This window comes from Pseudomonas promysalinigenes, assembly GCF_014269025.2.
GTDB classification, from domain to species: Bacteria; Pseudomonadota; Gammaproteobacteria; order Pseudomonadales; family Pseudomonadaceae; genus Aquipseudomonas; species Aquipseudomonas promysalinigenes.
Genome location: NZ_CP077094.1, coordinates 1,260,839 through 1,285,952 on the forward strand (window position 1 = coordinate 1,260,839; position 25,114 = coordinate 1,285,952).

Consider the following 25,114-nt stretch of genomic DNA (forward strand, 5'->3'; position numbering starts at 1 on the left):
GAAAACTCCGAAGCAATAAGATAGCGGTCCCGGTCGAACAGTCTGGCACGCTGGCGGCGGTTCGTCAGCGCAGACGATGGTCGCAGCGGCGCGTCGTCGCAGGTGGGCTCAACTGTTGCGTGTACCCAGGCAGTAGAACATCCCCGCCAATACCACCGACAGCATCAGTAGGTAGAAGATGCTTCCCGGCCACCAGTGCCCCAGGGCGAAGCCCACCAGCATCGGCCCGAGCGCTGCCCCCAGGTTGCACAAATTCTGAGCCCCGTAATACACCCCACGCAGATGCTGCGGAGCAATCAGGTCGATGAACATGTACTCGGCGGGTATCACGATGATTTCGCCCAATGTGAACACCAGCATCGCCAGGCACCAGGCCACCACTGAGCCCGCCATGGCGAAACCCAGCAAACCGACGATGAACAGCGCCATGCCAGCCAGTAACCAAGCCATCAGCTTTTGGCGGCCGATACGCCGGCCAATCAGGTACTGCAAGGCGATCACCGTTACCGCGTTGGTGGTCACCAGGTATCCAATCAGCCTTGCCGCCTCGCTGGCGCTGCTGGTCACCACCAGGTATTGCGACAGGTAGGCAGTGAACTGGCCGAACACGACCGCACTCAGTACGCCACCGACGGTGAAGCACACGAGCCGGTGGTCACGTACCAGGCTAACTGCCACCTGAGTGAAGCCCGCGCTTGGCTCGGTCACGGCGGTGGTTTGCAGCCCACGGTCGCCAAGTTGCCAGTAGGCCAGGCATGTACCGAGCCCGGTCAGCGCAGAGGCAAAAAATGGCAGATGGTCGTCAAGCTCCAACATTGCCACGCCGAGCAAAGGGCCGGCGGCATACCCAACGTTGCTCAGGGTGTATTTGATGGCAAACGCCTCGGCGCGTTGCGCCACGGGCAACAGCGTACAGAAACCGGCCTTGGCGGCGATGTCGACTACTGCCAGGGCCAGGTTGATCAGCACCAGGCAGAGAAAGAACAGCCACGCCGTTCGGCTGGCAACGGCAACCATGAAGGCGCAGGCAAAAATCAGCGTACTGGCGCTGATCAAAGTGTGGTTGTGAACAGTGTCGACCAGATGCCCACCATACAGGCTCAGCACGGACGCGACGAGCAGCGCGCCACCGACCAGCAAGCCGATGCTGGCGATCGAGAGCTGGAAGTTTTCAGCCAGGTAGACCACCAGATAGGGCAGGGTGAGCGCTCGGGCGACCGTCAGTGCGAACGTGGTCGCCAGCAGCAGGCGTATGCTGGCGGGGTAGCCTTTTAAGGCAGCGAGCATTGCTACGTCCTTGTTGTTCGAATTTGCCGGCTACAAGCATATGCCATGCGCAGGACGTAACCCATGGCTTGGGTGCCGGGCCGGCGGTAGTTGTAGGTGGCTATCCGGACAAAATGGCGAAGGATTGACAGCACTGCGCTCAGCAGGAATCCTTTCGGACAATTTCACATATAGATGTCTGCATAACATGCCCCAACTGTCCGGTGACGTTCGACTGCCTCGCTATCAACTGTTGCGCGATCACTTGCTTGCCCAGATCGCCAACAACCGTTGGCGCCCAGGCGAGGCCATCGCTACCGAAGCTGCGCTGGCCAGTGAGTTCGAAATGTCTGTCGGTACGGTGCGCAAGGCGGTCGATGCGCTGGTCGCCGAGGGCGTGTTGGAGCGCCAGCAAGGCCGTGGAACGTTCATTCGCCGCCCACAGTTCCAGTCCTCGCTGTTTCGCTTTTTCCGTTTTGAAGCGGCGAGCGGCGAGCGGCTGATGCCTGACAGCCAGATCCTCAGCGTCGAGCCCGTATCAGCCCCCGAGCAGGTCGCACAGGCCTTGGACTTGCCCGAAGGTGGCGCTGCCATTCGTATACTGCGTACCCGTTCGCTCGGTGCTCAACCTGTGCTGGCCGAGCAAATCTGGTTGCCGCGTCAGCCGTTTCAGCCGCTGCTGGAAGTCGACCTGAATCATAAAGGTCCTTTGCTTTACCCCATTTATGAAGAACTCTGCGGGCAGGTGGTTGCATCCGCCCAGGAAGTGCTCACCGCCGAAGCGGTCGATGCTGCCAATGCTCGGCTGCTGCAACTGGCCAATGGCAGCCCGGTGGTGGTGATCGAACGGCTGGCTTGCAATTATGCAGGCCAGCCTCTGGAGTGGCGCCGATCCGTAGGTCACGCCCAGCACTTCCGCTACCGCGTCGACATTCGCTGACCGCGTTCCCACCCTCCGAAACACCGCTGCGCTTTCCCCGCCATGCGTCGGCACCCGGATTGACAGATCCGGGTGGCTGAATATATGGTCATTCATTCATATATATGACTGTATGTTTATATAAAAACCGCGGCGTGCCCACGTTGCCATAACAAATCGACCAGGGTGATCTTCATGACCAGCCCCCTCCTGCCCGCCCTCACCGGCATCGATACCCATGCCCACATCTTTCGCCAAGACCTGCCGATGGTGCCCAACCGTCGCTACAGCCCGGCCTACGACGCCTTGGTGGAGCAGTATCTTGCGCACTTGGACCATCATGGGCTGTCTCACGGTGTGTTGATCCAGCCCAGCTTCCTGGGGACCGACAACAGTTACATGCTTCAGGCCCTGCGCCGTTATCCCCAACGCCTGCGCGCGGTGGCCGTGGTAGATGCCGCCATCAGCGACCCGGCACTGGACGCGCTGGCCGACGCCGGTGTGGTCGGCATTCGTCTGAACCTGATCGGCAAGCGGCTTGCCGACTACGCAGGCCCCGAGTGGACTTCGCTGTTCAAGCGCCTGGCCAAGCGCGGTTGGCAGGTGGAAATTCAGCGCGGCTTCGACGATTTGGCGCTGATCGTGCCAGCGATTCTTGCCTGCGGTGTGGACGTGGTGGTCGATCATTTCGGCCTGCCCAACGAAGGCATAGACCCGAGCCTGGACAGCCACCGGATCTTCCTGCACCTGCTTGCCGAGCCCAAGGTGTGGCTCAAGGTGTCTGCCGGTTACCGCAGCCAGTCGGACCTGGCCAAGGCCAAAGGGCTGCTGGCGCAGATACGCGAGGCTGCCGGAGGTATACAGCGTCTGCTTTGGGGTAGCGATTGGCCGCATACCCAGTTCGAACAGCACACCGACTATGGCCAACAGTTCGCTTTCTTCCAAGCGCTGCTGCCCGATGCCGCGGAGCGTGCCCAGGTGCTGCGCGACAACCCGGCGAAGCTGTTCGGCTTCGACCGTTCCCGCTGATAATCCGATAACAACAACAGGACACCTCACCATGATGAGCATGCTCGTCGTCGCGGCCATCGTCGCCGCCGTCGCCCTTGGCTACAAGACCAAGATCAACATCGGTCTGTTCGCCATCGCCTTTGCGTACTTGATTGGCTGTTTCGGCATGGGCCTGAGCCCATCTGAAGTCATCGGCATGTGGCCGCTGAAGATCTTCTTCGTGATTTTCTCGGTCTGCCTGTTCTACAGCTTCGCCTCGGTCAACGGCACGCTGGAGAAGCTCGCCGAACACATGATCTACCGCTGCCGCAGCATGCCCCATTTGCTGCCCTTCGCCGTGTTCTTCGCAGCCACCGTGATCGCCGCCATGGGCGCGGGCTACTACACCGTGCTGGCCTTCATGGCGCCGATCACCTTGCTGCTGTGCGAGCGCACGGGCATGAGCCTGATCGTCGGTGGCATGGCGGTGAACTACGGGGCGCTGAGCGGGGCCAATTTCATGTCCAGCCAGAGCGGTATCATCTTCCGTGGCTTGATGACCAATGCCGGCGTGAGTGACAACCAAGCGTTCATCAACGCAACCGGGATTTTCCTCAGCACCTTGATCATCCCATTGCTGGTCATTGCCGTGTTTGTCTTCGTTGCCGGGCAGGGGCGGGCCCTGAAAGCTTCGGCCTTCACCGCCGTGGCACCGGCGCCGCTGAACAGCCAGCAGAAGACTACTTTGTGGTTGACCTTGGCGATGATGCTTATCGTGTTGGTCGCACCGGTGGCGGCTATCGCTTTGCCGGGCAATGCCACGGTGGCATTTATCAACGCGAAGATGGACATCGGTTTGATTGCCAGCCTGTTCTCGGTGATCGCGCTGTTGCTGAAGCTGGGCGACGAGCGCAAGGCCATGGCGACAGTCCCCTGGGGCACGCTGATCATGATCTGTGGTGTGGGCATGCTGATTTCGGTAGCCATCAAGGCAGGCACCATCGGCATCCTTGCTTCGTGGATCGGGGGCAGTATCCCACCAATCATGGTGCCGGTGGTGTTCGGTGCGGTGGCGGCGTTCATGTCGATCTTCTCCAGTACTCTGGGTGTCGTGACCCCGGCGCTATTCCCGATGGTGTTGCCGATTGCCAACAACCTGGGCATCGAGCCGATGATCCTGTTCATCGCCATCGTCGCTGGCGCGCAAGCCACCTCGATATCGCCGTTCTCGTCAGGTGGCAGCTTGATCCTGGGTTCGTGCACTAATGAGCAGCACCGTGCTTCTCTGTTCCCGCAGCTGCTGTTGAAGGCTGCGCCGATTGGTTTCGTGGCCGCACTGGCGTTCAATGTGCTGCTGACCTTCGTGCTCTGAATACGGGTACTCGAAAAAAACCGCAGCCTGGCTGTAATGCTGTTCACTTACGCATTTGAGTCCAGGCTTGGGGTCGAAAAATCCGATACTGGTGTCGGGTTTTTTGGGGTTCAATTTGAGCTTTTTAGCGCCTGTGAGATCGAGCGCCGCCCGCGCGGCGCATCGCGAGCTCCGCTCGCTCCTACGTTTGTTTCGGGCCAATTATGCCTGCGGGATTTGCGCGCGAACGCCTTGGCGCATGGCGCGAGATAGCGTCGTATGAACCAGGCGTCCGCGCGCACCTGCCACAGGCGTTACTGGCCCGAAACAAACGTAGGAGCGAGCAAAGCTCGCGATGCGCCGCGCGGGCGGCGCTCGATCTGCGCCTCACCGAAAAACTCACGCCGAGCCTCAAGGCTCAAGTGAACAGCATTACAGCCTGGCTGCGTTTTTCGTTGCGCTCAGTTACAGGCGAAACCGGCTAATCATCTGCTGCAAGTGCCCGCCCAGGCGGGCCAGTTCGACGCTCGATGCCGAGGTCTGCAGGCTGGCCTGGGCTGTCTGTTCTGAGATATCCCGCACGGTGACCACACTGCGGCTGATCTCTTCGGCTACAGCGCTTTGTTGCTCGGAGGCTGCGGCAATCTGCTGGTTCATCGACTCGATGGCCGACACCCGACGGGTGATCCCCTCCAGCGCCACGCCTGCCTCACGCACCAAGGCCACACTGCTTTCGGTCAGGCTCTGGCTCTGTTCCATCAGTTCACTGACCGAGCGCGTACCCTCTTCCAGGCTGCCAATGGCCGACTCGATTTCCAACGTCGATGCCTGGGTGCGCTGGGCCAGGCTGCGCACTTCATCGGCCACCACGGCAAACCCACGGCCAGCCTCACCCGCCCGCGCCGCCTCGATGGCCGCATTCAACGCCAGCAGGTTGGTCTGTTCGGCCACAGCCTTGATCACGTCCATCACCTTACCGATACGCTGGCTCTCGCTTCGTAGCGCCCCCATCGCTTGACCTGTGGCATCCACCTGGCTTGCCAAGCGGCTGATCTGTGCGACTGCGCGGTTGACCACGCTGTCACCTTCACGGGCTTCTTCATCGGTGGCGCTGGCGGCCACCGAGGCCTCACCAGCATTGCGTGCGACTTCGTGCACGGTGGCGGCCATTTCTTGCATGGCTGTGGCCACTTGGTCGGTTTCCACTTTCTGGTTATTGGCCCCAGCGCTGGTTTGTTCGGTGATCGCCGACAGCTCCTCGGTAGCGCTGGCTATCTGCGAAATGCCGTCGCGTACCTGGGCGATCAACTCACGCAGGTTGCACGTCATGCCCTGCAAGGCATTCTGCAACTGGCCCACCTCGTCGCGGCGGCGGCTGGACGGCTGTTCGCTGAGGTTTCCGGCGGCGACCTGTTCCATGGCGGCCAGAGCTTGGCGCAGCGGCTGGCTGATCTGCCGGGCGATGATGACTGCGGCCAGGGCACCGATCAGCAAGGCGAGCAACGTTGTGGCGGTTTGCAGAATGCGGGCAAAGCGGCTGTCGCTGGCAACCAGTTCGGCCTGGTCATCGAGCAATTGGCCGATCACGGCGGTGAGGGTGTCGATATCCTTACCCATGGCAGCCTGGTAGCCGACCAGCTTGCTAGCCTCGCCACGGAATACCTCGACGGCACTGGCGTAAGCGGTTACCTGCTGTTGCAGTTGCTGGAATTGCTGTGAGAAAGCCCCGTTGAAGCGGGCGATGAGCCCAGGCAGTTCGTTCACCGTGGTGGCGATCTGCGCGTTCATCGATTTCTCGGTCTGAGCGTTGGTATTGCCCGTGTAGCCGCGCACCTGGTAACGCAACAGTATCAGGTTCTCGCGGACTTGGTTGATGGCCTCGCTACGCACCAGGCGCTGTTCAGGGTCGGCCATGGCCCGCAGCTGATTGCGAATCTGCTCGATGCTGGCAAAGGACTGGCTTGCCAGCGTGCCCATCTGCTTTTGCGCGGCGTGCATTTTCTCATACGCACCCATGCTGGCAGCCTGGTTATCGGCATAGCTCTGCAAGCTCTGTTCGGCAGAGCTGAGCAGAGCCTGGTTCTTCGCCCTCTGCATCACCTGGCGCAATTTTGCCAAGGTCGGTTTCAACGCTTGCAGTGCGGCTTGCAGCTGTTCGCTTTGCTCCGGGGCGCCATTGGTCATGGCGTGACGCAGACGCGCTTCGCGCAGGTCGCCCAGCGCATCGTTGAGCCGCGACACGTCGCTGATCACTTCACTGCGCCTTACCAGGCTGCCCATGCCATCCCAACTGATGAGCGACTGCACCAGGGTCAGGCCCAGTACCAGACCGAAACCGAGCAAGAGTTTGTGGGCGATTCTGAGGTTGCCGAACCAAGTAAACATATACTGCCGAGCTCCTTTTCCTGCGCGATGGAGGAGACCTGAGGTCCATTCCTTATTTCAGATATAGTCATCTGTATGAATTATCGGCATGTGTAACCAAATCTGAACCGTTTGGGTTCGGAAGTTGTTGGCACCCTGAGGATCGATGCCGTGAGGGGATGCCCTCAGCGCTTGTCAGGGCGGATCTTTCCCGTGCAGATTTGTGGCTTGTGGCGCTGTGCGTACCTCCAATGACAAAAGACACTCAGGAACAAGGACGATGAGTCACCCCTCGCAATTCACCTTGCTCGGCAAGCGGCGCTTCTTGCCGTTCTTCGTCACCCAGCTGCTGGGTGCCTTCAACGACAACCTGTTCAAGCAATCACTGATCCTGGCGATCCTGTTCAAGCTCAGCCTGGGCGACGGCGACCGTTCGATCTGGGTCAACCTCTGTGCACTGCTGTTCATTCTGCCGTTCTTTCTGTTTTCGGCTCTTGGCGGGCAGTTCGGCGAAAAATTTGCCAAGGACGCACTGATCCGCGCGATCAAACTGGCCGAAGTCGGCATCATGGCGGTCGGCGCCCTCGGCTTTGTTAGCAACCACCTGCCACTGATGTTGCTGGCCTTGTTCGGCATGGGCACCCATTCGGCGCTGTTCGGCCCGGTCAAATACTCCATCCTGCCGCAGGCGCTGCGCGAGGACGAGCTGGTCGGCGGTAATGGGCTGGTGGAGATGGGCACCTTCCTCGCCATCCTGGTCGGTACGATCGGCGCGGGCGTGATGATGTCCACTGACAGCTACGCCATGGTGGTGGCCGGTGGCGTGGTCGGCACCGCGGTACTGGGCTACCTGGCCAGCCGTTGGATCCCCAGGGCCGCGGCTGCTTCGCCACAGATGGCACTGGACTGGAACATCTTCAAGCAATCGTGGGTGATCCTGCGCATGGGGCTGGGGCAGACCCCGGCGGTGTCCCGTTCGATCGTCGGTAACTCGTGGTTCTGGTTCGTCGGCGCTATCTACCTCACCCAGATTCCAACCTATTCCAAAGAATGGCTTTACGGTGACGAAACCGTGGTCACCCTGGTATTGACCTTATTCTCGGTGGGGATTGCTGTGGGGTCTTTGCTGTGCGAGCGGCTCAGTGGACGCAAGGTGGAAATCGGTCTGGTGCCCTTCGGCTCGTTTGGCCTGACCCTGTTCGGGCTGCTTTGGTGGTGGCACTCCGGGGACGTTCCGGCCGCTGCCACGCCTCACGATTGGTTGGCGCTGCTGGGCATGCATCAGGCCTGGTGGATCTTGCTGTCCATCGTCGGCCTAGGGGTCTTCGGCGGCTTCTACATCGTGCCGTTGTATGCCTTGATCCAGGCACGCACTGCCGAGCATGAGCGGGCGAGGGTGATTGCTGCGAATAACATCCTCAATGCTCTGTTCATGGTGGTTTCAGCAGTACTGACCATCGTTCTGCTGAGTGTGGCCAAGCTGACTATCCCTCAATTGTTCTTGGTCGTGTCGTTACTGAATGTGCTGGTCAACGCCTACATCTTCAGGATCGTGCCTGAGTTCACCATGCGTTTTTTGATCTGGCTGCTTAGCCACTCGATGTACCGCGTACAACACCGGGGCCTTGAGCGCATTCCAGATGAAGGCGCAGCTTTGCTGGTATGCAATCACGTATCGTTCGTCGATGCGCTGCTGCTCGGTGGGGCGATTCGCCGGCCGATTCGCTTCGTCATGTACTACAAGATCTACAACTTGCCGGTGCTCAACTTCGTGTTCCGTACCGCTGGCGCCATTCCCATTGCGGGGCGCAACGAAGACCTCGCCACGTACGAGCGCGCCTTCGCACGCATCGCTCAATACCTGGCCGACGGTGAATTGGTGTGTATTTTTCCGGAAGGCAAACTGACCGGTGACGGCGAGATCGATGTGTTCAAGGGCGGGGTCAGCCGCATCCTCGAACAGACTCCGGTGCCGGTGATCCCGTTGGCGTTGCAGGGGTTATGGGGGAGCTTCTTCAGTCGTGACCCGAGCAAAGGCTTTTTCAAGCGCCTGTGGTCACGGGTGACCATCGTGGCAGGCGCACCCATTGCGGTGCAGGCTGCGCAGCCGGAAGCCTTGCGAGAGCAGGTCAGCCGACTGCGCGGGGGGCTGCGCTAAGGCAGGGGTATCAGCTGGCGCTGACTTTCAGGCCGATCAGGCCGGTTACGATCAGCGCCACGCTGACCAGCCTGACCAGTGCCATCGACTCGCCGAACAGGATGATCCCGGCAATCACTGTGCCGACGGCACCGACGCCAGTCCAGATGGCGTAGGCGGTGCCTAACGGCAGCTCTTTCATGGCCAGGCCCAGCAGGCCCAGGCTGACCGCCATGGCAGCGACGGTGAGCACGGTAGGAAGGGGTTTGCTGAAGCCGTCGGTGTACTTCAAGCCGACGGCCCAACCGACCTCGAACAGGCCGGCGAAGAACAGGATGATCCAGGACATGATGCGTCTCCATCGTTGCAAAGGATGGGGCCGTCCCCGGGAGGGTCACGCGGTGCGTCGTGAGGTCGTCCTCACCGTTGCCCTCAGGGTACACATCAATGGCGAGCCGGTCCAACCTCTTGCGTGGCAGCCGATGGCTCCTCCAGCTTGCGGAACCAGGTTGAAAGCAAGGCCCCTGAGATGTTGTGCCATACGCTGAACAGCGCGCTCGGAACCGCTGCCAGCGGCGAGAAATGCGCTGCCGCCAACGCCGCCCCAAGCCCTGAATTCTGCATGCCCACTTCCAGCGCCAAGGATTTGCGCTGGGCTAGCGGCAGCTTGCAGAGCCGGCCGGTAAGGTAGCCCAGCACAAACCCGAAGCTGTTGTGCAGCACCACCACGGCCATGATCAGCAGCCCCGATTCGGCGATCTTGGCTTGGCTGGCGGCAACCACGGCACAAACGATCATCACGATGCTCACCACCGAAACCAGCGGCAGCACCTGCACCGCTACCTGCACCCGCGGGCCCAGCAGGCGCTGGGCCATTACCCCGAGCACGATCGGCAGCATCACCAGTTGCAGGATCGACCAGAACATATCCATGAAAGACACCGGCAGCCACGCCGATGCCAACAACCAGATCAGTGCCGGGGTCAGCAGGGGAGCGAGCAGGGTAGTCACCGCGGCGATCGCAACTGCCAGCGCCAGGTCGCCCCTGGACAGCCATACCATCACGTTCGACGCCGTACCACTGGGGCAGCAGCCGACCAGGATCACGCCAACGGCAATTTCTGCAGGCAGGTGGAACAGCTGGCACAACAACCAAGCCACGCCCGGCATGATCAGAAAGTGTGCCACCACGCCGAGCGCCACGCGCCAGGGCTGGCGGGCGAGGGCGGCAAAGTCGTCGAGCTTGAGGGTCAGGCCCATGCCGAACATCACCAGCCCCAGCAGTGGCACGATGGCGACCTTGAGCGCGATGAACCACTGGGGCTCAAGGAAGGCCAGCACGGCGAACACCAGCACCCACAGGGCGAAGGTATTGCCGACGAAGCGGCTGAGGGCGGCGAGTGCGCGCATGGGGCAATTCCTTTTCTATTTATAGCTTTGAGTATTTCATTGGCCACTTGCGGTTAAACCCGCTGCCACTGGGTGACAGCGGGTTTAACCGCCTATGGGCCACTGCTGGCTACCGTTCAGATAGAGGCCAGCGGTGCTACTTCAACTCACATCAGACCCCTTGAGGGATCTCTTCACCACCCAGCACTTCGAACAAGGCTGGCAGGAACTCGGCGAAGGTCATCATCATCAGCTGGAAGCTGGCATCGAACTGCTGGGCGGCCTCATCACCACCGTCCTGTTCGGCCTGCTCCTGCAGCAGCTCCTCGAACTTCAGGCGCTTGATCACCATCTTGTCGTCAAGCACGAACGACAGCTTGTCCTGCCAGGCCAGCGCCAGTTGGGTGACCATCTTGCCGGTGCTCAGGTGCAGCTGGATTTCCTCGCCGGTCAGGTCCTGGCGCTTGCAACGTACGATGCCGCCGTCTTCGGCGGTATCACGCAGTTCGCATTCATCCAGGACATAGAAGCCTTCGGCGGCCTGTTGCGATTTGACCCAGTCGGTCATGGTCGCGGTGGGTGCGATTTTCACGGTGGCCGGACGTACCGGCAACGAACCCATCACTTCGCGCAGCGTCGACAGCAAGTCTTCGGCACGCTTGGCGCTGGCCGAGTTGACCAGAATCATCCCAAGGCGCGGGGCGATGGCGGCGAAGATCATCGAGCGGCGGATGAACGCGCGTGGCAGGAATGCCTGGATGATCTCGTCCTTGATCTGGTCGCGTTCTTTCTTGTAGACCTTGCGCATCTGCTCGGTCTCGATTTCCTCGACCTTCTCTTTCACCGCATCGTTGACCACGCTGCTTGGCAGAATACGTTCTTCCTTGCGCGCGGCAATCAGCAGAAACTCGCCGCTGACGTGCACCAGGGGAGCGTCTTCACCTTTGCCGAACGGCGCGATGAAGCCATAGGTGGTCAGCTCCTGGCTGGCGCAGGGGCGGGCCGGCTTGCTGGCCAGCGCGTCTTCCAGCGCTTGTGCCTCGAACGGTACTTCCTGGGTCAGGCGGTAGGACAGCAGGTTCTTGAACCACATGAGGGGCAATCTCTCCTTAATGCATAAGGCGGGCATTATTCTCCGAGCGGTGCTCTGAGGCCAGCCCTGTCAGAGGGCCATTAGAAAGTCATGGGTATGCAAAACCCTCGGCTGCGCTAGGTCTTTGAAAGATTTGAGATTTTTTTTATAAAAAGATCAAGAAAGTGCTTGCCAGGGTAGCGGCCCGTCCGTAGAATGCGCGCCACACCGAGACGAAGGGTGATTAGCTCAGCCGGGAGAGCATCTGCCTTACAAGCAGAGGGTCGGCGGTTCGATCCCGTCATCACCCACCACTCGATGTATAGCGCAGCGGTAGTTCAGTCGGTTAGAATACCGGCCTGTCACGCCGGGGGTCGCGGGTTCGAGTCCCGTCCGCTGCGCCATATTCCACTTCCAGGGCCCACTGAACACCCGGAAGTAACGAAGAAAGCGACCCTAGGGTCGCTTTTTTTGTGCCTGCGATTTGGCAGTGATATTTTTTGCGAAAAATCTCATAAATGGCTTGTCAGCCGTCTGCTTCGTCCGTAGAATGCGCGCCTCACCGAGACGAATGGGTGATTAGCTCAGCCGGGAGAGCATCTGCCTTACAAGCAGAGGGTCGGCGGTTCGATCCCGTCATCACCCACCACTCGTTTCGATGATTAGCGCAGCGGTAGTTCAGTCGGTTAGAATACCGGCCTGTCACGCCGGGGGTCGCGGGTTCGAGTCCCGTCCGCTGCGCCATATTCCGCTTCCAGGGCCCACTGAACACCCGGAAGCCACAAACAAACGACCTTAGGGTCGTTTTTTTGTTTCTGGCGTTCAGCCGCGACGCTCTTCGGGGCGCAATGTCAATACCTCCACGCCCTCTGCGGTAACCGCCACGGTATGCTCCCACTGCGCCGAAAGGCTGTGGTCGCGGGTGATCACTGTCCAGCCATCCTTGAGCGTTCGCGTACCGCGCCCGCCTTGGTTGATCATCGGCTCTATGGTGAATACCATCCCCGGTTGCAACTTCATACCCATGCCGCGTTGGCCGAAGTGCAGGATTTCAGGAGCTTCGTGCATCTGCTGGCCGATGCCATGGCCGCAGTATTCGCGCACCACGCTGTAGCCTGCGGTTTGCGCGTGCACTTCAATGGCATGGCCGATATCACCCAGCGTCGCCCCTGGGCGTACTTGCTCGATGCCTTTCCACAGGGCCTCGTAGGTGGTATCGACCAAACGCCTGGCGTCATCGCTGATCGCCCCGATGGCGTACATCTTCGACGAATCGGCAATGTAGCCACCCTGCTCCAGGGTGATATCCACGTTGACGATCGAGCCCTCTTCGAGCACCTCATGGGCTTTGGGAATGCCGTGGCAGACCACGTGGTCCACCGAAGTGTTGAGCGAGTAGGGGAAGCCATATTGGCCCTTGCTGGCCGGGCGGGCTTTGAGGGTGTCGACGATGAACGCCTCGGCATGGTCATTGATCTGCAGGGTCGTCACCCCGGGGCGCACGAAACGGTCGAGTTCGACGAACACCTGGGCCAGTAGATGCCCTGCGTTACGCATCAGCGCCAGTTGTGCGGGGGTCTTGAGGATTACCTTAGACACAGGCAGAGGCTCGTATTGGGGTGCAGTCCAGCATAGCGCCATGGACAACCCGCTTGCCAGCACCTGGCGTGCTGGCTGTGCTGGCCTCTTCGCGTGTGAACCCGCTGCCTCGGGCTCGCTACCGGTTTGCAGGCTGCGCATTACCGGTGGGTGGGTTTAACCGCGAAGAAGCCTTCATCGCTCGCCACACCGATGGCTGGAGTGCGCTACCGGGGTTGCTCGACGATTAACCCGCCTGCGCGGGTAGCCGCTACATTGGCTAGACGACCAACCCTTGAGGTTTGCGCCCGGCGAATACCTCTTCCAAGCTGGACACGACCATTTCGCCCATGCGTGTGCGAGTCTGTAGGGTTGCGCTGGCGCGATGGGGCTGCAGCACCACATCTTCGCGCCCGAACAAGGCTTCTGGCGCCCGTGGTTCGTCATCGAACACATCCAATGCCGCGCCCGCGATCTGGCCAGCCTCCAGCGCGGCGATCAACGCCGGCTCGTCCACCAGCTTGCCGCGCGCGATGTTGATCAGATAGCCCTGCGAACCCAGCGCTTGGAGCACTTGGCGATCGATCAGGGCTTCACCCTTGTCGGCCGCCGCCGCCAGGATCAACGCATCGCTGTCTTGCGCAAGCCGTTGCAGATCAGCCTCGAATTCATAAGGTACTTGCTGTGCCTGTAGGTCGGTGTAGCGAATCGGGCAACCAAACGCTGCCGCACGTTGAGCCACCGCGCGCCCGACCCGCCCCATGCCTACGATGCCAACACGCATGCCCGATACCTGGCGGGCCAGCGGCAGCGGTGCCAAGGGCGTGGTACTGGTAGCCCAGTGGCCTGCGCGGACGAAGCGGTCGCCCGTGCAGATACCACGGCACAGGCTGATCAGCAGGCCAATGGCAAGGTCGGCGACATCTTCGGTGAGGGCGCCGATGGTGGCAGTGACCTGGATACCGCGGTCGCGGGCGTAGGCCAGGTCAACGGCATCGGTGCCAACACCATTGATCGCGACCACCTCCAGGTTAGGCAGCCGCGCCATCAGGGCCTGGCTGATACCGGTATGCCCACCGGTGATCACACCGCGGATCTGCTCGGCATGCTGGCTGACGAAGGCGTCCTTGTCGGCCTGTTCGTAGTAACGGCGCAAGGTGAATAGCTGCTCCAGGCGCTCGCGAATGTGCGGGATGAGGATCGGGCTCAGTTGCAGGACTTCAGGTTTCATCGGTCACTCCATCAGGGAAAGGGGTTCAGCCGCGGCCAACAAATGGCATATTGCTGGCCATCACCGTCATGTTCAGTACGTTGGCCTCCAGCGGCAGCGCAGCGATATAGCGCACAGCGTCTGCCACATGGCGTACGTCGAGCATTGGCTCGGCGGCGATCTGGCCGTTGGCCTGGCGTACGCCACGGGTCATGCGTTCGGACAGCTCGGTCAGGGCGTTGCCGATGTCCACTTGGCTGCAGGCGATGCTGTAGGCCCGGCCATCCAGCGCTAGGGCCTTGGTCAAGCCCAGCACTGCATGTTTGCTGGCGGTGTAGGGGGCGGTGAACGGCCTTGGGGTGTGCGCCGAAATCGAGCCGTTGTTGATGATCCGCCCACCTTGTGGCTGCTGCCGGCGCATCAGGCCAAAGGCTGCACGGGCGCACAGAAAGACACCATCGACGTTGGTGGCGATAACGTTGCGCCAGTTCTCAAGTGCCAGTTCGTCTATCGGCACGGCCGGGGCATTGACGCCCGCATTGTTGAAGATGACATCGAGGCGGCCATGCACCTGCTCGATGGTCGCGAACAGCTCGGCCACGCTATGTTCATCGCGGACATCGGTGGGCACCGCCAAGGCTTCGCCCCCCGCTGCCCGCGCTTGTTCCGCCAGTGCCTGCAACGGTTCTGCGCGGCGTCCGGCCAGGACCAGGCTGAAGCCGTCCTGTAGCAAGGCGAGGGCGACCGCGCGGCCGATACCGCTGCCGGCGCCAGTGACCAGCGCGATTTTCTTGTGTTGTGTCATGTTGGCTTCCATCGTGTCAGGCTGCGTTGACCGTTTGCCGGGCCGGGCGGGGGCCGACGCGCAGCTTAAGTTCGCCAATGCCGTCGATACCGGCGTGCAAGGTGTCGCCGGGGTTGAGTGTCGCTACTCCCGGCGGGCTGCCGGTCATGATCAGGTCGCCTGGGCGCAGGGGTAGCTGCCGGGACAAGCGGCTGATGACCTCGGCCAGGGCCCAGGTCTGTTGGCTCAGGTGGGCACGTTGGCGCGGCTGCCCGTTGACCTGTAACCACAGGTCGGCATCCAGCGGCCAGGCGCATTCGCTGGCTGGCACGATGGCGCTCATCGGTGCCGAGGCTTCGAACACTTTCGCGCTTTCCCAAGGCAGGCCCTGGGCTTTGGCTTTACGCTGGTGGTCGCGGCGTGTCAGGTCCAGCCCGACTGCAAACCCGAACACGTGACGCAGGGCATGCTCCGGGTCAATATCGACACCCCCTGTGGCGATAGCAGCGACCAGCTCGATCTCGTGGCAGAACTCTTCGGTCTGCGGCGGGAACGGCAGCTCGCCCTGAGCCAGGACCACGTTGCTTGCCGGTTTCATGAAGAACACCGGCTCCAAGGGGGCTGGGCCGTAGGCGTCCGGCCAAGGGTAATTGCGCCCCAGGCAGAACACCCGGCCGACCGGGAAGTGCGCAGCGCTGCCGCGGATCGGCAGGCTGACGATGGCCGGCGGGTCGAACAGGTAGGTCATGGGTGAGTCCTCCGTAATGGAGTGGCCAGCGTAAGGCAGAGGCTGGCCGGCAAAGTTGGACGAAAGCGGGGGCGGCTTGGACTAATCGGGGCTCATGCCGCCGACTTGAGCTCGATGCGGTAGAGCTTTCCAAGCAGCAGCGAATAAGACAGGGTGCCCATCAGTGCCACCCCACCAATGAACCAGAACGCCATGGCGAACGAGCCACTGGCATGCACGATCATGCCAATCATGATCGGCGTGACGATCCCGCCAATGTTGGCTGCCAGGCTGGTGATCCCACCGGTCAGGCCGATCAACTGCTTGGGCGCCACTTCTGATACCGCTGCCCAGGATGACGAGGCGATACCCTGAGCGAAGAACGCGAGGGTAAGGATGGCAATACACAGCACGTTGGAGTCGGTGAAGTTCACTAGCACGATCGACATACCCAGCATCGAGCCGATCACCAGCGGCAACTTGCGAGCGAACGACAACGAATAGCCCTTGCGGATCAGCAGGTCCGACACGATGCCTGCCAGCAGAATGCCGGCGGTTGCGCCAATGAACGGCATGACCGCGAAGATGCCCACCTTGATCAGGGTCAGATGGCGCTCCTCGATCAGGTAAGTGGGGAACCAAGTGAGGAAAAAGTACAGCGCCGATGTGCTGGCGAACTTGCCAAGGCAAATGGCCCAGACCTGGCGATAGCGAAACAGCTCGGCGACCTGGCGCCAGTCGAAGCGGGTTCGCTCCTGGCTGCTTTTCACCAACCCGCCGCCACCTTCGATATAGGCGAGCTCTTCCTTGCTGACCTTCTTGCAGTTCAGCGGATCGCGGTACAGCCACAACCACACAAGGCCAAACACAATGCCGACCAGGCCTGTGCTGTAGAACACATGGCGCCAGTCATAAGTGGTGGCCAGCCAGAGCAGCGCGCCGGTGAACAGGGCGGTGCCCAGGTACTGGCCACACACGTAGATGCTGCTGGCCATGCCGCGTTCGCGGGCGGGAAACCACACCGTTACCGCACGGCTGTTGGCCGGGAAGGCCGGGGCCTCCATGGCACCGACCGCCAGGCGCAGGCCGAACAGCGAGGCAAAGCCACTGGCCAGCCCCTGGGCCACGGTGACTGCCGACCAGCTGATCAGTGATACCCCATAGGTCAGGCGCGAGCCGAATCGGTCGGCAATGAAGCCGGCCGGCACCAGGGCCAGGGCGTAGGTCCAGGCGAAAGCCGAAAAGATCAAGCCCATCTCGACCTTGTCCAGGCCCAGGTCCTTGGCCATGAACGGCGCTGCGATGGAGATGTTCACCCGGTCGACGTAGTTGATGATGGTCGCCACCAGCAGCAGCGACAGCATGAACCAGCGGCGGCGGGTAGGCAGGCGCTGGGCAGGGGCCGCGTCCAGCGTGTACGAAGACGCGGCGCGGGGGGTAGGCGTGCTCGACATGAGTCGACCTCGTTTGTTGTTGTTGGTAGAGGTGGGCTGCAGTCCCTTATTCAGGGTGATCGTACAACGAAGTGAATGCAATGCGGGTTTTAGACCGTTTTTTCCACATCCAGCGAGGTGAGGCTGCGGCGTCCAAAAAAAACCTAGTGAGGGTTTGGCCTGCGATTTTCGCTAGAAGCCCCGTATTACAAGGGCCCTGTGATTTTGCTGTTGCACAGGTTTTTGCAGAAGATGTTTAATGGCAAAGCTTAGACATCGTACAACTATCGCTCTGCTAACCGGAGATGACCCATGCCCCCCAAGCGCGAGGTTCCGACCTACTTCATGCAGCAGCGCAGTGAGTTGATGGATTTCTACATCCGCGACCAGCGCGGCCGGCCTGCCGAAACTGCGCCGCATCGTCACGAGTACTTTCAGATCCAGATCAACTTCGGCGCTGACACCGTGCAGCACATCGGCAGCGTGCAGCGCCCGTTCAAGCGCAACACCCTGGCCTTCATCCTGCCCCATCGGGTGCATGTGATTCCGCACCCGGCCGACAGCGATTTCGTGGTGATCAACTTTTCCCAGACGTTCTTGCTGCCGCACCTGGCCTGCGACCCGATGGACCTTGAAGAAGTATCGATCCTGCAGGCGCCGGAGCTTTCACCGTTTCGCTTTCAGGAGCATCTGGACTTTTGCCTGGATGACAGCAACTTCAGCGAAGTGCGGCAGATGCTTGAGCGCATGCGCGAGCTCGATGCCAACCGCCGTTTCGGTAGCCGCGAAGTCCTCAAGGGCCTGCTGCTGCAGTTGATCGGCCAGGTCTGCAGCCTGTACGCCGAGCCGTTGCGAGAACTGGCCGACAGTAATGCGGCACAACTGAGCCGTCGCGCCGCTCTAGGCCGTATGAGCGAGTATCTGCGCCGACATATCGATGACCCGGACCTCAACCTGCAGAAAGTTGCTGCGGCCACCTACCTGTCGCCAACCTACCTGACCCATTGGCTGCGCAAGGAAATCGGCAAAAGCTTCAGCGAACTGGTGCTGGAGCGGCGCATGCACACCGCGCGCAACTTCCTGCTCAATGGCAGCCGCCCTGTGGGCGAGGTAGCGCGGCTGTGTGGCTTCGCCGACGAAGCCTACTTCTCCCGGCGCTTTCGCCAGATCCACGGGCTACCGCCTGGGCAGTTTCGCCGCCAGCAACGTGACCCGGATACGCCACAGGCTGCGATGCGTTAAGCTTGCTGGCATGAACCTCGACAGCCGCATCAAGTATCGCCACCTCTTGTGTTTTCTGGAGATTGCTCGACAAGGCAGCCTGGCCAGGGCAGCCGATATTCTGGCCATCAGCCAACCCGCGATATCCAAGACGCTCAAGGAACTCGAAGATCTGCTCCAGGCGCGCTTGTTCGAGCGCAGCCGTCAGGGGGTCGAACTGACCTTGGCCGGTACCCGCTTCATGCGTTACGCCGGCCCCAGCGTGCAGGCGCTGCGCGATGGTGTCAGCAGCCTGCGCGGTGAGGCGCTGGCGCCTTCGCAGGTGCGCATCGGCGTGCTGTCGACCGTCGAGGGGCTGTTGATGCCAGAGGTGCTGTGCCGTTTGCATCAACGTCACCAAGCGTTGGTGATCAGCGTAGTGACCGGGGTCAGCGCGCAGTTGCTCAGCCAACTGCACGTCGGTGAGCTGGAACTGGTGGTCGGGCGCATGACCGAAAGCCCGCAGATTCAAGGGCTGTCATTCGAGCACCTGTACAGCGAGTCCATGGCTCTGGTGGTGCGTCCTGGCCATCCATTGCTGGCAAGTACGCCCGTGGAGCGCCAGCGCGTTGGTCAGTTCGCACTGGTGCTGCCACCCCCAGGTACCACCATCCGTAAGCACGCCGACAGCCTGTTCGTGCAGTGTGGTATTCAAATGCCCACTCAGCGCCTGGAAACCTTGTCGCTGGCGCTGAGCCGGCGTTATCTGCTGGGGAGCGATGCACTGTGGGTTGCCCCGCGGGATGCGGTACTGCTGGATCTGCGCCGGGGTGAGTTGGCCGAGCTCGACCTGGGCGTGCGTGAGCCGGGTGGTTCGGTGGGGATCTGCCGCAATGCTGCATTGCCATTGAGTCTGCCTGGGCAATGGGTTTGCGAGGTACTGCGAGAGCTGGCTGAACAGTATCGCCAAGGCCAATATCCGTGACGGTTGGTTGAAGAAACAAACAGCCACAAAAATCCGGCAAAAGCCTCCTGAAGCATCAATACTGGCCAATGGCTCATTGGCTTTGATGAATAAGGCTTTAAGTACTGAACTTCCTTACGAAAACCCGCTCCTATGCCGGTAGCCATTGGTGATGGCCGCTGCTAAGCTCGCGGCTTTACCCTGATTGCCCTTATGGCGCATGAACAAGGAAATAGCATGAAACAGCATCGTCTGGCGGCTGCGGTTGCCCTGGTAGGCCTGGTACTGGCTGGCTGTGATAAACAAGCCAGCACCCCGGAGCTCAAGACCCCGGCACAGAAAGCTTCCTACGGTATCGGCCTGAACATGGGCAAGAGCCTGGCTCAGGAAGGCATGGAAGATCTTGATTCCAAAGCGGTCGCTCTGGGCATCGATGACGCTGTCAGCAAGAAAGAGCAACGTATCAAGGACGAAGAGCTGGTAGAGGCCTTCACCGCGCTGCAGAAGCGCGCCGAAGAACGCTTGGCCAAGGCTAGCGAAGAAGCTGCCAGCGCCGGCAAGAAATTCCTCGAAGAAAACGCCAAGAAGCCAGGTGTGGTCACGACCGCTTCGGGCCTGCAGTACGAAGTCGTGAAAAAGGCCGACGGCCCTCAGCCCAAGCCCACCGACGTGGTCACCGTTCACTACGAAGGCAAGCTGATCGACGGCAAGGTGTTCGACAGCTCCGTCGAGCGCGGCAGCCCGATCGACCTGCCTGTCAGCGGCGTCATCCCAGGCTGGGTCGAAGGCCTGCAGCTCATGCACGTTGGCGAGAAGTACAAGCTGTTCATTCCGGCTGAGCTGGCATACGGTGCGCAGAGCCCGAGCCCGCTGATCCCGGCCAACTCGGTGCTGGTATTCGATCTGGAACTGATCGCCATCAAAGACCCAGCCCAGTTGCAGGGTGGCGAAGCGCCAGAGGCCGAAGCTCCAGCTGAAGCCCCCGCCAAGCAATAAGCCGCGCTCACCTGCACAACGCCCCGTCCTGACGGGGCGTTGTCGTTTGTGAGTCAGGATTCTGCGAACCTCACGAGGTGAGCATTGTCCGAGCAAGTGCAGTGTGAAGAAGCCGGAAGCTTCTGACGCAAATCGTTTGCGAGTCTGAAACGACTGTGTAAAAAACGCCCGATCTGACCGCGGCCCTTGCCTTGTGGGCGCGCGCCGTCACAAACTTCACCCTGTTCACAAGGTTATCCACAATAAATGTGGATAACCTCCCCGTGCTGGAGGCCTTATGAGCGCACCTTGGAATTTCGCCCGTTTTCTGCCTTTGGCCGAGCGCTTGCTCAGCCGCGGTCGGCTGCCAGCCTTGTTGTTCGCCGTGGCACGCAAAGGCCCGCGCATCGGCCAGTTGCGCGGCGACGTCAAGCTGTTGCAGTCGTTGTGCCTGGCCTGGTGGCGTGGTGAGTACCGCGCTATCAGCCCCAAGGCGTTGGTAACCATCGTCGCAGGCTTGCTGTACTTCGTTAGCCCAATCGACGCCATCCCTGACTGGATTCTTGGCGTAGGCTTTCTTGATGACATTGCCGTGCTTGGCTGGGTGCTCAAGACCGTGGCGGATGAATTGGCGCGTTTCAAGGCCTGGCGTGACAGCCAGGCACCCGAGCGCCTGCGGGTGGTCGAGCGCCTTCCAGATACTCCCGAAGCGCTGCGCTTGGAGCGCAAAACGCACTGAATACGTGCAAGCCCTCACAGACTGCCACGCTTGCTAATATAATTGGCATAAGCATTATGCCTACGGATTGCATGCGGTAGTCCTAACAAAGGGGGTTGTCATGGGTATTCAGGTCATCAGCCGGGACGGTCAGCCCGAGTACGCGGTCGTTCCCTGGGAGCAGTATCAGGCACTGCTCGAGGCGGCTGGGCAGGCACCTGCGCAGGTAACCGACGAATCGCCGCCGCAAAGTTCCCAGCCAGCCAACCTGCCAGCATTCAGTGAAGTGGCGCAGCTGCGTCAGGCGAAGGGGATTGCACCTGAGCAGCTAGCGCGCAATGTCGGGGTCAGCCCGGCTTACCTTGCCATGATCGAATCGGGCGAGCGCCAACCGGACGCTGCGATCCGGCGCGCTTTGGCCTGGCACTTGGGGGTGGCCGGCTGGAGCGAGCCCTCATGAGCCAGGTCAGGATCAGCCGAGAGCACTGGCAAAACCTGCTGGACGAGCTTGATATGGCCCGCCGTCAACGTCACTTGCTCACCTATCGCGCATTGATCGAGCGCCTGCAACTGCCCAGCCCGGCGATGCAGACGCTGACTGCCGCACTGGAATACCTGGCGGTGATCGATGCCAGAGCCGAGCAGCCGCTGCGCAGCTCGCTGGTGATCAGCCAAGGTGCCAGCCGTTTGCCGCGCACCGGTTTTTTCGAATGTGTCGAGCGCCTGGGGCGTTTCTCGGGGCCGGTCGATGGGATGGAAGCGGCGTCCTGGCATGCTTCGGAGGTAGTCAGGGTATTCGAGTACAGCTACCCTGCGCATGCCTGAGCATTCCCGGCCATGGGCGGTGGGCACTCCAAGGCCAGCACTGACAATGCATCTCGATGAATCACGCCACAGTGCGTGCCGTCAGGCGCCTGTATCTGCAGAGTGGTCAGCTCTTCATGGCGACCAAACAACTCCATGATCTGGCCAAGCGTAGCATTGAGCCGGACTGTCGGCTGTTGCATCAGCGCGGCGGGCAGCACCTGCGCCAAGAGCCGCTGATCTGCCCGCACACCCAGTGCTTGCGGCCGCCCCAGCAAATGCCCCTGTACCAGGTTGATCCCCATGTCGGTCAACACCGCGAGTTCTTCTGGTAATTGGATACCCTCAGCTATTACCTGTGTGTTCGCTGCCCGAGCTATCTGCAAAATGGAGCCGACGAACTCGCGCTTGAGTGGGTCGTGGTGGATGCCGTCGATGAAGTGGCGGTCGATCTTCACATACTCCGGACGCAGCTCGGACCACAGGCGCAGGCTGGAATAGCCCGCGCCGAGGTCGTCCAGGGCGATGGAAAAACCCATGTCGCGGTAGTGGTGCAACGCATTGGACAGTAGCCGGATATCGTCGGTCGGAGTCTGCTCGGTCAATTCGATCACCACCCGGCTTGGCGCAATACCCATCTGCTCGAGCAGCTTAAGGGTGCGCCCGGAAGGGTAGTGAGGCTCCAGCAGCGATTCAGGCGAGATGTTGAGAAACAGCTTGCCCTCAAGGTGTTGTGCGCTGAACCCGCGACAGGCGCTTTCTCGGCAGACGGCTTCCAGCTCAGTCAAGCGCCCGGCCTGGCGGGCGGTCGCGAACAGGGTTAGGGGGGAATGCAGTGGGCTGTTGGAAGGGCCGCGGCTCAAGGCTTCATGGCCATGGACGCGCCGCTCACGCAGGCAAACGATCGGCTGGAACAAGCTGTGGATGCTGCGCTGAGCCAGAATGGCGCTCAAGGCACTGAGCTGTTCGGCGATGGTCATGACGATATCCTGAAAATGAAAGGGCCGGGCATTTGCATACCCGGCCCCTCTATTTCACGACAGTGGCATGACTGTTTGATGACAGGTCGTACTAATCTGCCATCATCGTTCGAGTCACTTTTTCGCCATCTTCGTGCTCTCGCTGAGGTAGTCGATCAGAATGCGGCCGGTCTCAGCCAGGTAGGCGTCATCCTCCGGCTTGGTTTTGTCGTCTTCTTCCGGCAGAGCATCTTCGTCGACTTTCTTCAGTTCCTTGAGTGGTTCTTCGCCTTTGGCCTTGCGGCGGATGTTTTCCATGGCCAATTGCTTGGCTTCGACTTCATCGTGACGGGCACGGCGTTCCTGCTCGTTGAGGCTTACGGTCTTCTCGTCCATCAGCTTCTGGGTCAGCGCCAGGCGGTCGCGGATGTAAGTGAACTCGGCATCCTTGGCGCTGCGTGCATCATGCTTGGCCTTCAGGTCAGCCAAAAACGGCTTGAACGGGTCGGACGTCGGCTTGACCACCGGGCGGATGGTGTCCCATGGCATGGCTTCTGGCAGAGCGCTTTCGCCGATTTCCTTGGTGTCGATGATCGACGGGTAATCGATGTCCGGCAGCACGCCCTGGTGCTGGGTGCTCTGCCCGGAAACCCGGTAGAACTTGGCCAGGGTCAGTTTCAGCTCGCCATGATTGAGCGGCTGAATGGTCTGGACCGTGCCTTTGCCGAAGGTCTGGCCACCGATGATCAGCGCACGGTGATAGTCCTGCATGGCGCCGGCGAAGATTTCCGAAGCCGAGGCAGACAAGCGGTTGACCAGCAGCGCCAGCGGGCCTTTGTAGAAGGCGCCTGGGTTTTCGTCTTCCAGTACATCGACACGCCCATCGCTGTTGCGTACCAGCACGGTCGGGCCTTTCTCGATGAACAGGCTGGTCAGTTCGGTGGCCTCCTGCAAAGAACCGCCGCCATTGTTGCGCAGATCGATGACAACCCCGTCGACCTTTTCCTTCTGCAGTTCGGTGAGCAGTTTCTTCACGTCGCGCGTGGTGCTCTTGTATTCAGGGTCGCCGGCGCGGTAAGCCTTGAAGTCCAGGTAGAAGGCCGGGATTTCGATGATGCCCAGCTTGTAATCGCGCCCGTCCTGCTTGAGTTTGAGCACCGACTTCTTCGCCGCCTGTTCTTCAAGCTTGACCGCCTCACGGGTGATCGAGACGATCTTGCTGGTCTGGTCGCTTGGCGCATTGCTGGCCGGGATGACCTCCAGGCGTACCACCGAGCCTTTAGGGCCACGGATCAGCTTGACCACTTCGTCCAGGCGCCAGCCGACCACGTCGACCATTTCCTTGTTGCCTTGGGCCACACCGATGATCTTGTCGGCTGGCGCTACCTGCTTGGTCTTGGCGGCCGGGCCGGCAGGCACCAGGCGTACGATCTTGACCTGGTCGTTGTCGCTTTGCAGCACTGCGCCGATGCCTTCGAGCGACAAGCTCATGTTGATGTCGAAGTTCTCGGCATTGTCTGGCGACAGGTAATTGGTGTGCGGGTCGTAGGACTGCGCGAAAGTATTGATATAGGCCTGGAAGATATCCTCGGCGCGTGTCTGGTCCAGACGTGCGAGCTGGTTCTTGTAGCGCTTGGTGAGGGTCTCCTGAATCTGCTTGGGCTCTTTGCCGGCGATTTTCTGGCGCAGTACCTCATCCTTTACGCGTTTGCGCCACAGCTCGTCGAGCGCGGCCTGGTCTTTCTCCCACGGTGCATCCTTGCGGTCGATCAGCAAGGTTTCGTGGGTGGTGAAGTCCATCTTGTCGACGCCTTTGGCCAGCTCGGCCAGGGCGAAGTCCAGGCGTTGCTTGACCCGGTCGAGGTAGCGCTTGTAGATGGTGAAACCGGGCTCGAGATTGCCGCTTTTGAGGAAATCGTCGAATTGCGTCTTCCACTTGTCGAATTCGGCAATGTCGGCTGCGGTGAAGTAGCTGCGAGCCGGGTCGAGCAGCTTGATGTAGCTGTCGTAGATGATCACCGAACGGGCGTCATCGAGCGGTGGTTTGCTGTAGTGGTGGCGTTTTAGCAACTCCACCACGTTCAAGCTGGCGACGATTTCGTCACGATCCGGCTGCAGGCTGTCCCATTTATTGGCGGCCGCCGCATTGCCGCCGAGCGTGAGGCTACCCAGGCCGATCATCATGGCCAGGGCGGTGCTTGGAAGGAAATGCTTCATGCTGATTCGACGTGGAGGCAATTGATCACGCATAGTAGGCCGTCTTTTCCGTTCGCC

At 60.8% G+C, this 25,114-nt stretch carries 23 protein-coding genes, 4 tRNA genes and 1 pseudogene; 15 read left to right on the plus strand and 13 right to left on the minus strand.

Annotation, left to right across the window (positions count from 1 at the left end; translation table 11 throughout):
* Positions 1 to 108 precede the first annotated feature (108 nt).
* Positions 109 to 1,287: an MFS transporter gene (locus tag HU725_RS05855; RefSeq protein ID WP_186476520.1), complete on the minus strand. Its 1,179-nt coding sequence runs from the start codon at positions 1,285 to 1,287 to the stop codon at positions 109 to 111.
* 187 nt (positions 1,288 to 1,474) lie between these two features.
* Here HU725_RS05855 and HU725_RS05860 point away from each other — a divergent pair, with 187 nt between their 5' ends.
* The 3 genes from HU725_RS05860 to HU725_RS05870 all read left to right on the plus strand — a co-directional run bounded on the left by HU725_RS05860 (position 1,475) and on the right by HU725_RS05870 (position 4,547).
* Positions 1,475 to 2,206, plus strand: a complete 732-nt coding sequence (locus HU725_RS05860) for a GntR family transcriptional regulator (protein ID WP_186476521.1) — start codon at positions 1,475 to 1,477, stop codon at positions 2,204 to 2,206.
* Between the two features lie 174 nt (positions 2,207 to 2,380).
* A complete protein-coding gene (locus tag HU725_RS05865) occupies positions 2,381 to 3,214 on the plus strand; it encodes an amidohydrolase family protein (RefSeq protein WP_186476522.1) in 834 nt (277 codons plus the stop codon).
* 31 nt (positions 3,215 to 3,245) lie between these two features.
* Positions 3,246 to 4,547, plus strand: a complete 1,302-nt coding sequence (locus tag HU725_RS05870; RefSeq protein WP_186476523.1) for an SLC13 family permease — start codon at positions 3,246 to 3,248, stop codon at positions 4,545 to 4,547.
* Positions 4,548 to 4,991: 444 nt separating this feature from the next.
* On the opposite strand, the gene HU725_RS23085 is transcribed toward HU725_RS05870, so the two are convergent.
* Both HU725_RS23085 and HU725_RS23090 read right to left on the minus strand, forming a co-directional pair.
* A complete protein-coding gene (locus HU725_RS23085; protein WP_371326776.1) occupies positions 4,992 to 5,855 on the minus strand; it encodes a methyl-accepting chemotaxis protein in 864 nt (287 codons plus the stop codon).
* A pseudogene (locus tag HU725_RS23090) lies at positions 5,856 to 6,911 on the minus strand (methyl-accepting chemotaxis protein); the annotation flags it as partial.
* 259 nt (positions 6,912 to 7,170) lie between these two features.
* Here HU725_RS23090 and HU725_RS05880 point away from each other — a divergent pair.
* Complete coding sequence (locus HU725_RS05880; RefSeq protein WP_186476525.1) at positions 7,171 to 9,048, plus strand: MFS transporter; 1,878 nt, start codon at positions 7,171 to 7,173, stop codon at positions 9,046 to 9,048.
* 10 nt (positions 9,049 to 9,058) lie between these two features.
* Here HU725_RS05880 and sugE read toward each other — a convergent pair whose 3' ends face one another.
* The 3 genes from sugE to rdgC form a co-directional block, all read right to left on the minus strand.
* Complete coding sequence (gene sugE, locus HU725_RS05885; protein WP_060478786.1) at positions 9,059 to 9,376, minus strand: quaternary ammonium compound efflux SMR transporter SugE; 318 nt, start codon at positions 9,374 to 9,376, stop codon at positions 9,059 to 9,061.
* Between the two features lie 95 nt (positions 9,377 to 9,471).
* Entirely contained in the window at positions 9,472 to 10,437 is a 966-nt protein-coding gene (locus HU725_RS05890; protein WP_186476526.1) for a bile acid:sodium symporter family protein, read from the minus strand.
* 151 nt (positions 10,438 to 10,588) lie between these two features.
* Positions 10,589 to 11,509, minus strand: coding sequence for a recombination-associated protein RdgC (rdgC, locus tag HU725_RS05895; protein WP_060478788.1), 921 nt, complete (start codon positions 11,507 to 11,509; stop codon positions 10,589 to 10,591).
* 217 nt (positions 11,510 to 11,726) lie between these two features.
* Between rdgC and HU725_RS05900 the strand changes: the two genes are divergently transcribed.
* The 4 genes from HU725_RS05900 (at position 11,727) to HU725_RS05915 (ending at position 12,232) form a co-directional block, all read left to right on the plus strand.
* A tRNA-Val gene (locus HU725_RS05900) sits at positions 11,727 to 11,802 on the plus strand.
* Between the two features lie 13 nt (positions 11,803 to 11,815).
* Positions 11,816 to 11,892 (plus strand) — tRNA-Asp (locus tag HU725_RS05905).
* A gap of 169 nt (positions 11,893 to 12,061) precedes the next feature.
* Positions 12,062 to 12,137: transfer RNA gene (locus HU725_RS05910), tRNA-Val, on the plus strand.
* 18 nt (positions 12,138 to 12,155) lie between these two features.
* Positions 12,156 to 12,232: transfer RNA gene (locus HU725_RS05915), tRNA-Asp, on the plus strand.
* Between the two features lie 78 nt (positions 12,233 to 12,310).
* Here HU725_RS05915 and map read toward each other — a convergent pair.
* Complete coding sequence (gene map, locus HU725_RS05920; RefSeq protein WP_186476527.1) at positions 12,311 to 13,087, minus strand: type I methionyl aminopeptidase; 777 nt, start codon at positions 13,085 to 13,087, stop codon at positions 12,311 to 12,313.
* A 53-nt stretch (positions 13,088 to 13,140) separates the two neighbouring features.
* Between map and HU725_RS05925 the strand changes: the two genes are divergently transcribed.
* On the plus strand, positions 13,141 to 13,317 hold the full coding sequence (locus tag HU725_RS05925) for a hypothetical protein (RefSeq protein ID WP_186476528.1): 177 nt from the start codon (positions 13,141 to 13,143) through the stop codon (positions 13,315 to 13,317).
* 29 nt (positions 13,318 to 13,346) lie between these two features.
* Here HU725_RS05925 and HU725_RS05930 read toward each other — a convergent pair whose 3' ends face one another.
* From HU725_RS05930 to HU725_RS05945, 4 genes are all read right to left on the minus strand, one after another.
* Positions 13,347 to 14,297 carry a 2-hydroxyacid dehydrogenase gene (locus HU725_RS05930; protein ID WP_186476529.1) on the minus strand — a complete coding sequence of 317 codons (951 nt, stop codon included), beginning with the start codon at positions 14,295 to 14,297 and terminating at the stop codon, positions 13,347 to 13,349.
* A 25-nt stretch (positions 14,298 to 14,322) separates the two neighbouring features.
* Complete coding sequence (locus HU725_RS05935) at positions 14,323 to 15,081, minus strand: SDR family oxidoreductase (RefSeq protein ID WP_186476530.1); 759 nt, start codon at positions 15,079 to 15,081, stop codon at positions 14,323 to 14,325.
* A gap of 16 nt (positions 15,082 to 15,097) precedes the next feature.
* Positions 15,098 to 15,808: a fumarylacetoacetate hydrolase family protein gene (locus HU725_RS05940; RefSeq protein WP_186476531.1), complete on the minus strand. Its 711-nt coding sequence runs from the start codon at positions 15,806 to 15,808 to the stop codon at positions 15,098 to 15,100.
* 92 nt (positions 15,809 to 15,900) lie between these two features.
* Positions 15,901 to 17,241, minus strand: coding sequence for an MFS transporter (locus tag HU725_RS05945; protein ID WP_186476532.1), 1,341 nt, complete (start codon positions 17,239 to 17,241; stop codon positions 15,901 to 15,903).
* Between the two features lie 291 nt (positions 17,242 to 17,532).
* Here HU725_RS05945 and HU725_RS05950 point away from each other — a divergent pair, with 291 nt between their 5' ends.
* The 6 genes from HU725_RS05950 to HU725_RS05975 all read left to right on the plus strand — a co-directional run bounded on the left by HU725_RS05950 (position 17,533) and on the right by HU725_RS05975 (position 21,902).
* Positions 17,533 to 18,462 carry a helix-turn-helix transcriptional regulator gene (locus HU725_RS05950; RefSeq protein ID WP_060478793.1) on the plus strand — a complete coding sequence of 310 codons (930 nt, stop codon included), beginning with the start codon at positions 17,533 to 17,535 and terminating at the stop codon, positions 18,460 to 18,462.
* A gap of 10 nt (positions 18,463 to 18,472) precedes the next feature.
* Positions 18,473 to 19,405 carry a pca operon transcription factor PcaQ gene (gene pcaQ / locus HU725_RS05955; RefSeq protein ID WP_186476533.1) on the plus strand — a complete coding sequence of 311 codons (933 nt, stop codon included), beginning with the start codon at positions 18,473 to 18,475 and terminating at the stop codon, positions 19,403 to 19,405.
* 216 nt (positions 19,406 to 19,621) lie between these two features.
* The gene (gene bamJ, locus HU725_RS05960; RefSeq protein WP_060478795.1) at positions 19,622 to 20,380 is read left to right on the plus strand and encodes a BamJ family beta-barrel-assembly machinery protein; all 759 of its coding nucleotides are present in this window, start codon (positions 19,622 to 19,624) and stop codon (positions 20,378 to 20,380) included.
* Positions 20,381 to 20,657: 277 nt separating this feature from the next.
* The gene (locus HU725_RS05965) at positions 20,658 to 21,098 is read left to right on the plus strand and encodes a YkvA family protein (RefSeq protein ID WP_060478796.1); all 441 of its coding nucleotides are present in this window, start codon (positions 20,658 to 20,660) and stop codon (positions 21,096 to 21,098) included.
* A 100-nt stretch (positions 21,099 to 21,198) separates the two neighbouring features.
* Entirely contained in the window at positions 21,199 to 21,537 is a 339-nt protein-coding gene (locus HU725_RS05970; RefSeq protein ID WP_060478797.1) for a helix-turn-helix domain-containing protein, read from the plus strand.
* A complete protein-coding gene (locus HU725_RS05975; protein WP_060478798.1) occupies positions 21,534 to 21,902 on the plus strand; it encodes a hypothetical protein in 369 nt (122 codons plus the stop codon). The genes HU725_RS05970 and HU725_RS05975 overlap by 4 nt, the downstream gene beginning before the upstream one ends.
* Here the strand turns inward: HU725_RS05975 and HU725_RS05980 are convergent.
* Positions 21,884 to 22,861, minus strand: a complete 978-nt coding sequence (locus HU725_RS05980) for an EAL domain-containing protein (protein WP_186476534.1) — start codon at positions 22,859 to 22,861, stop codon at positions 21,884 to 21,886. The genes HU725_RS05975 and HU725_RS05980 overlap by 19 nt on opposite strands.
* A 114-nt stretch (positions 22,862 to 22,975) precedes the next feature.
* Positions 22,976 to 25,057 (minus strand): carboxy terminal-processing peptidase, encoded by a 2,082-nt coding sequence (locus tag HU725_RS05985; RefSeq protein ID WP_186476535.1) that lies wholly within the window; start codon positions 25,055 to 25,057, stop codon positions 22,976 to 22,978.
* Positions 25,058 to 25,114 lie beyond the last annotated feature (57 nt).

What these genes read in the sequence shown, in the direction of transcription:
- HU725_RS05965 (WP_060478796.1), top strand. Translation starts at nt 20,658, where the DNA reads ATGAGCGCACCTTGGAATTTCGCCCGTTTTCTGCCTTTGGCCGAGCGC.
- HU725_RS23085 (WP_371326776.1), bottom strand. Translation starts at nt 5,855, where the DNA reads ATGACGTGCAACCTGCGTGAGTTGATCGCCCAGGTACGCGACGGCATT.
- HU725_RS05890 (WP_186476526.1), bottom strand. Translation starts at nt 10,437, where the DNA reads ATGCGCGCACTCGCCGCCCTCAGCCGCTTCGTCGGCAATACCTTCGCC.
- HU725_RS05880 (WP_186476525.1), top strand. Translation starts at nt 7,171, where the DNA reads ATGAGTCACCCCTCGCAATTCACCTTGCTCGGCAAGCGGCGCTTCTTG.
- HU725_RS05860 (WP_186476521.1), top strand. Translation starts at nt 1,475, where the DNA reads ATGCCCCAACTGTCCGGTGACGTTCGACTGCCTCGCTATCAACTGTTG.
- HU725_RS05950 (WP_060478793.1), top strand. Translation starts at nt 17,533, where the DNA reads ATGCCCCCCAAGCGCGAGGTTCCGACCTACTTCATGCAGCAGCGCAGT.
- HU725_RS05855 (WP_186476520.1), bottom strand. Translation starts at nt 1,287, where the DNA reads ATGCTCGCTGCCTTAAAAGGCTACCCCGCCAGCATACGCCTGCTGCTG.
- HU725_RS05865 (WP_186476522.1), top strand. Translation starts at nt 2,381, where the DNA reads ATGACCAGCCCCCTCCTGCCCGCCCTCACCGGCATCGATACCCATGCC.
- HU725_RS05930 (WP_186476529.1), bottom strand. Translation starts at nt 14,297, where the DNA reads ATGAAACCTGAAGTCCTGCAACTGAGCCCGATCCTCATCCCGCACATT.
- bamJ (WP_060478795.1), top strand. Translation starts at nt 19,622, where the DNA reads ATGAAACAGCATCGTCTGGCGGCTGCGGTTGCCCTGGTAGGCCTGGTA.
- HU725_RS05970 (WP_060478797.1), top strand. Translation starts at nt 21,199, where the DNA reads ATGGGTATTCAGGTCATCAGCCGGGACGGTCAGCCCGAGTACGCGGTC.
- HU725_RS05940 (WP_186476531.1), bottom strand. Translation starts at nt 15,808, where the DNA reads ATGACCTACCTGTTCGACCCGCCGGCCATCGTCAGCCTGCCGATCCGC.
- HU725_RS05975 (WP_060478798.1), top strand. Translation starts at nt 21,534, where the DNA reads ATGAGCCAGGTCAGGATCAGCCGAGAGCACTGGCAAAACCTGCTGGAC.
- HU725_RS05985 (WP_186476535.1), bottom strand. Translation starts at nt 25,057, where the DNA reads ATGAAGCATTTCCTTCCAAGCACCGCCCTGGCCATGATGATCGGCCTG.
- HU725_RS05935 (WP_186476530.1), bottom strand. Translation starts at nt 15,081, where the DNA reads ATGACACAACACAAGAAAATCGCGCTGGTCACTGGCGCCGGCAGCGGT.
- sugE (WP_060478786.1), bottom strand. Translation starts at nt 9,376, where the DNA reads ATGTCCTGGATCATCCTGTTCTTCGCCGGCCTGTTCGAGGTCGGTTGG.
- pcaQ (WP_186476533.1), top strand. Translation starts at nt 18,473, where the DNA reads ATGAACCTCGACAGCCGCATCAAGTATCGCCACCTCTTGTGTTTTCTG.
- HU725_RS05945 (WP_186476532.1), bottom strand. Translation starts at nt 17,241, where the DNA reads ATGTCGAGCACGCCTACCCCCCGCGCCGCGTCTTCGTACACGCTGGAC.
- HU725_RS05870 (WP_186476523.1), top strand. Translation starts at nt 3,246, where the DNA reads ATGATGAGCATGCTCGTCGTCGCGGCCATCGTCGCCGCCGTCGCCCTT.
- rdgC (WP_060478788.1), bottom strand. Translation starts at nt 11,509, where the DNA reads ATGTGGTTCAAGAACCTGCTGTCCTACCGCCTGACCCAGGAAGTACCG.
- HU725_RS05980 (WP_186476534.1), bottom strand. Translation starts at nt 22,861, where the DNA reads ATGACCATCGCCGAACAGCTCAGTGCCTTGAGCGCCATTCTGGCTCAG.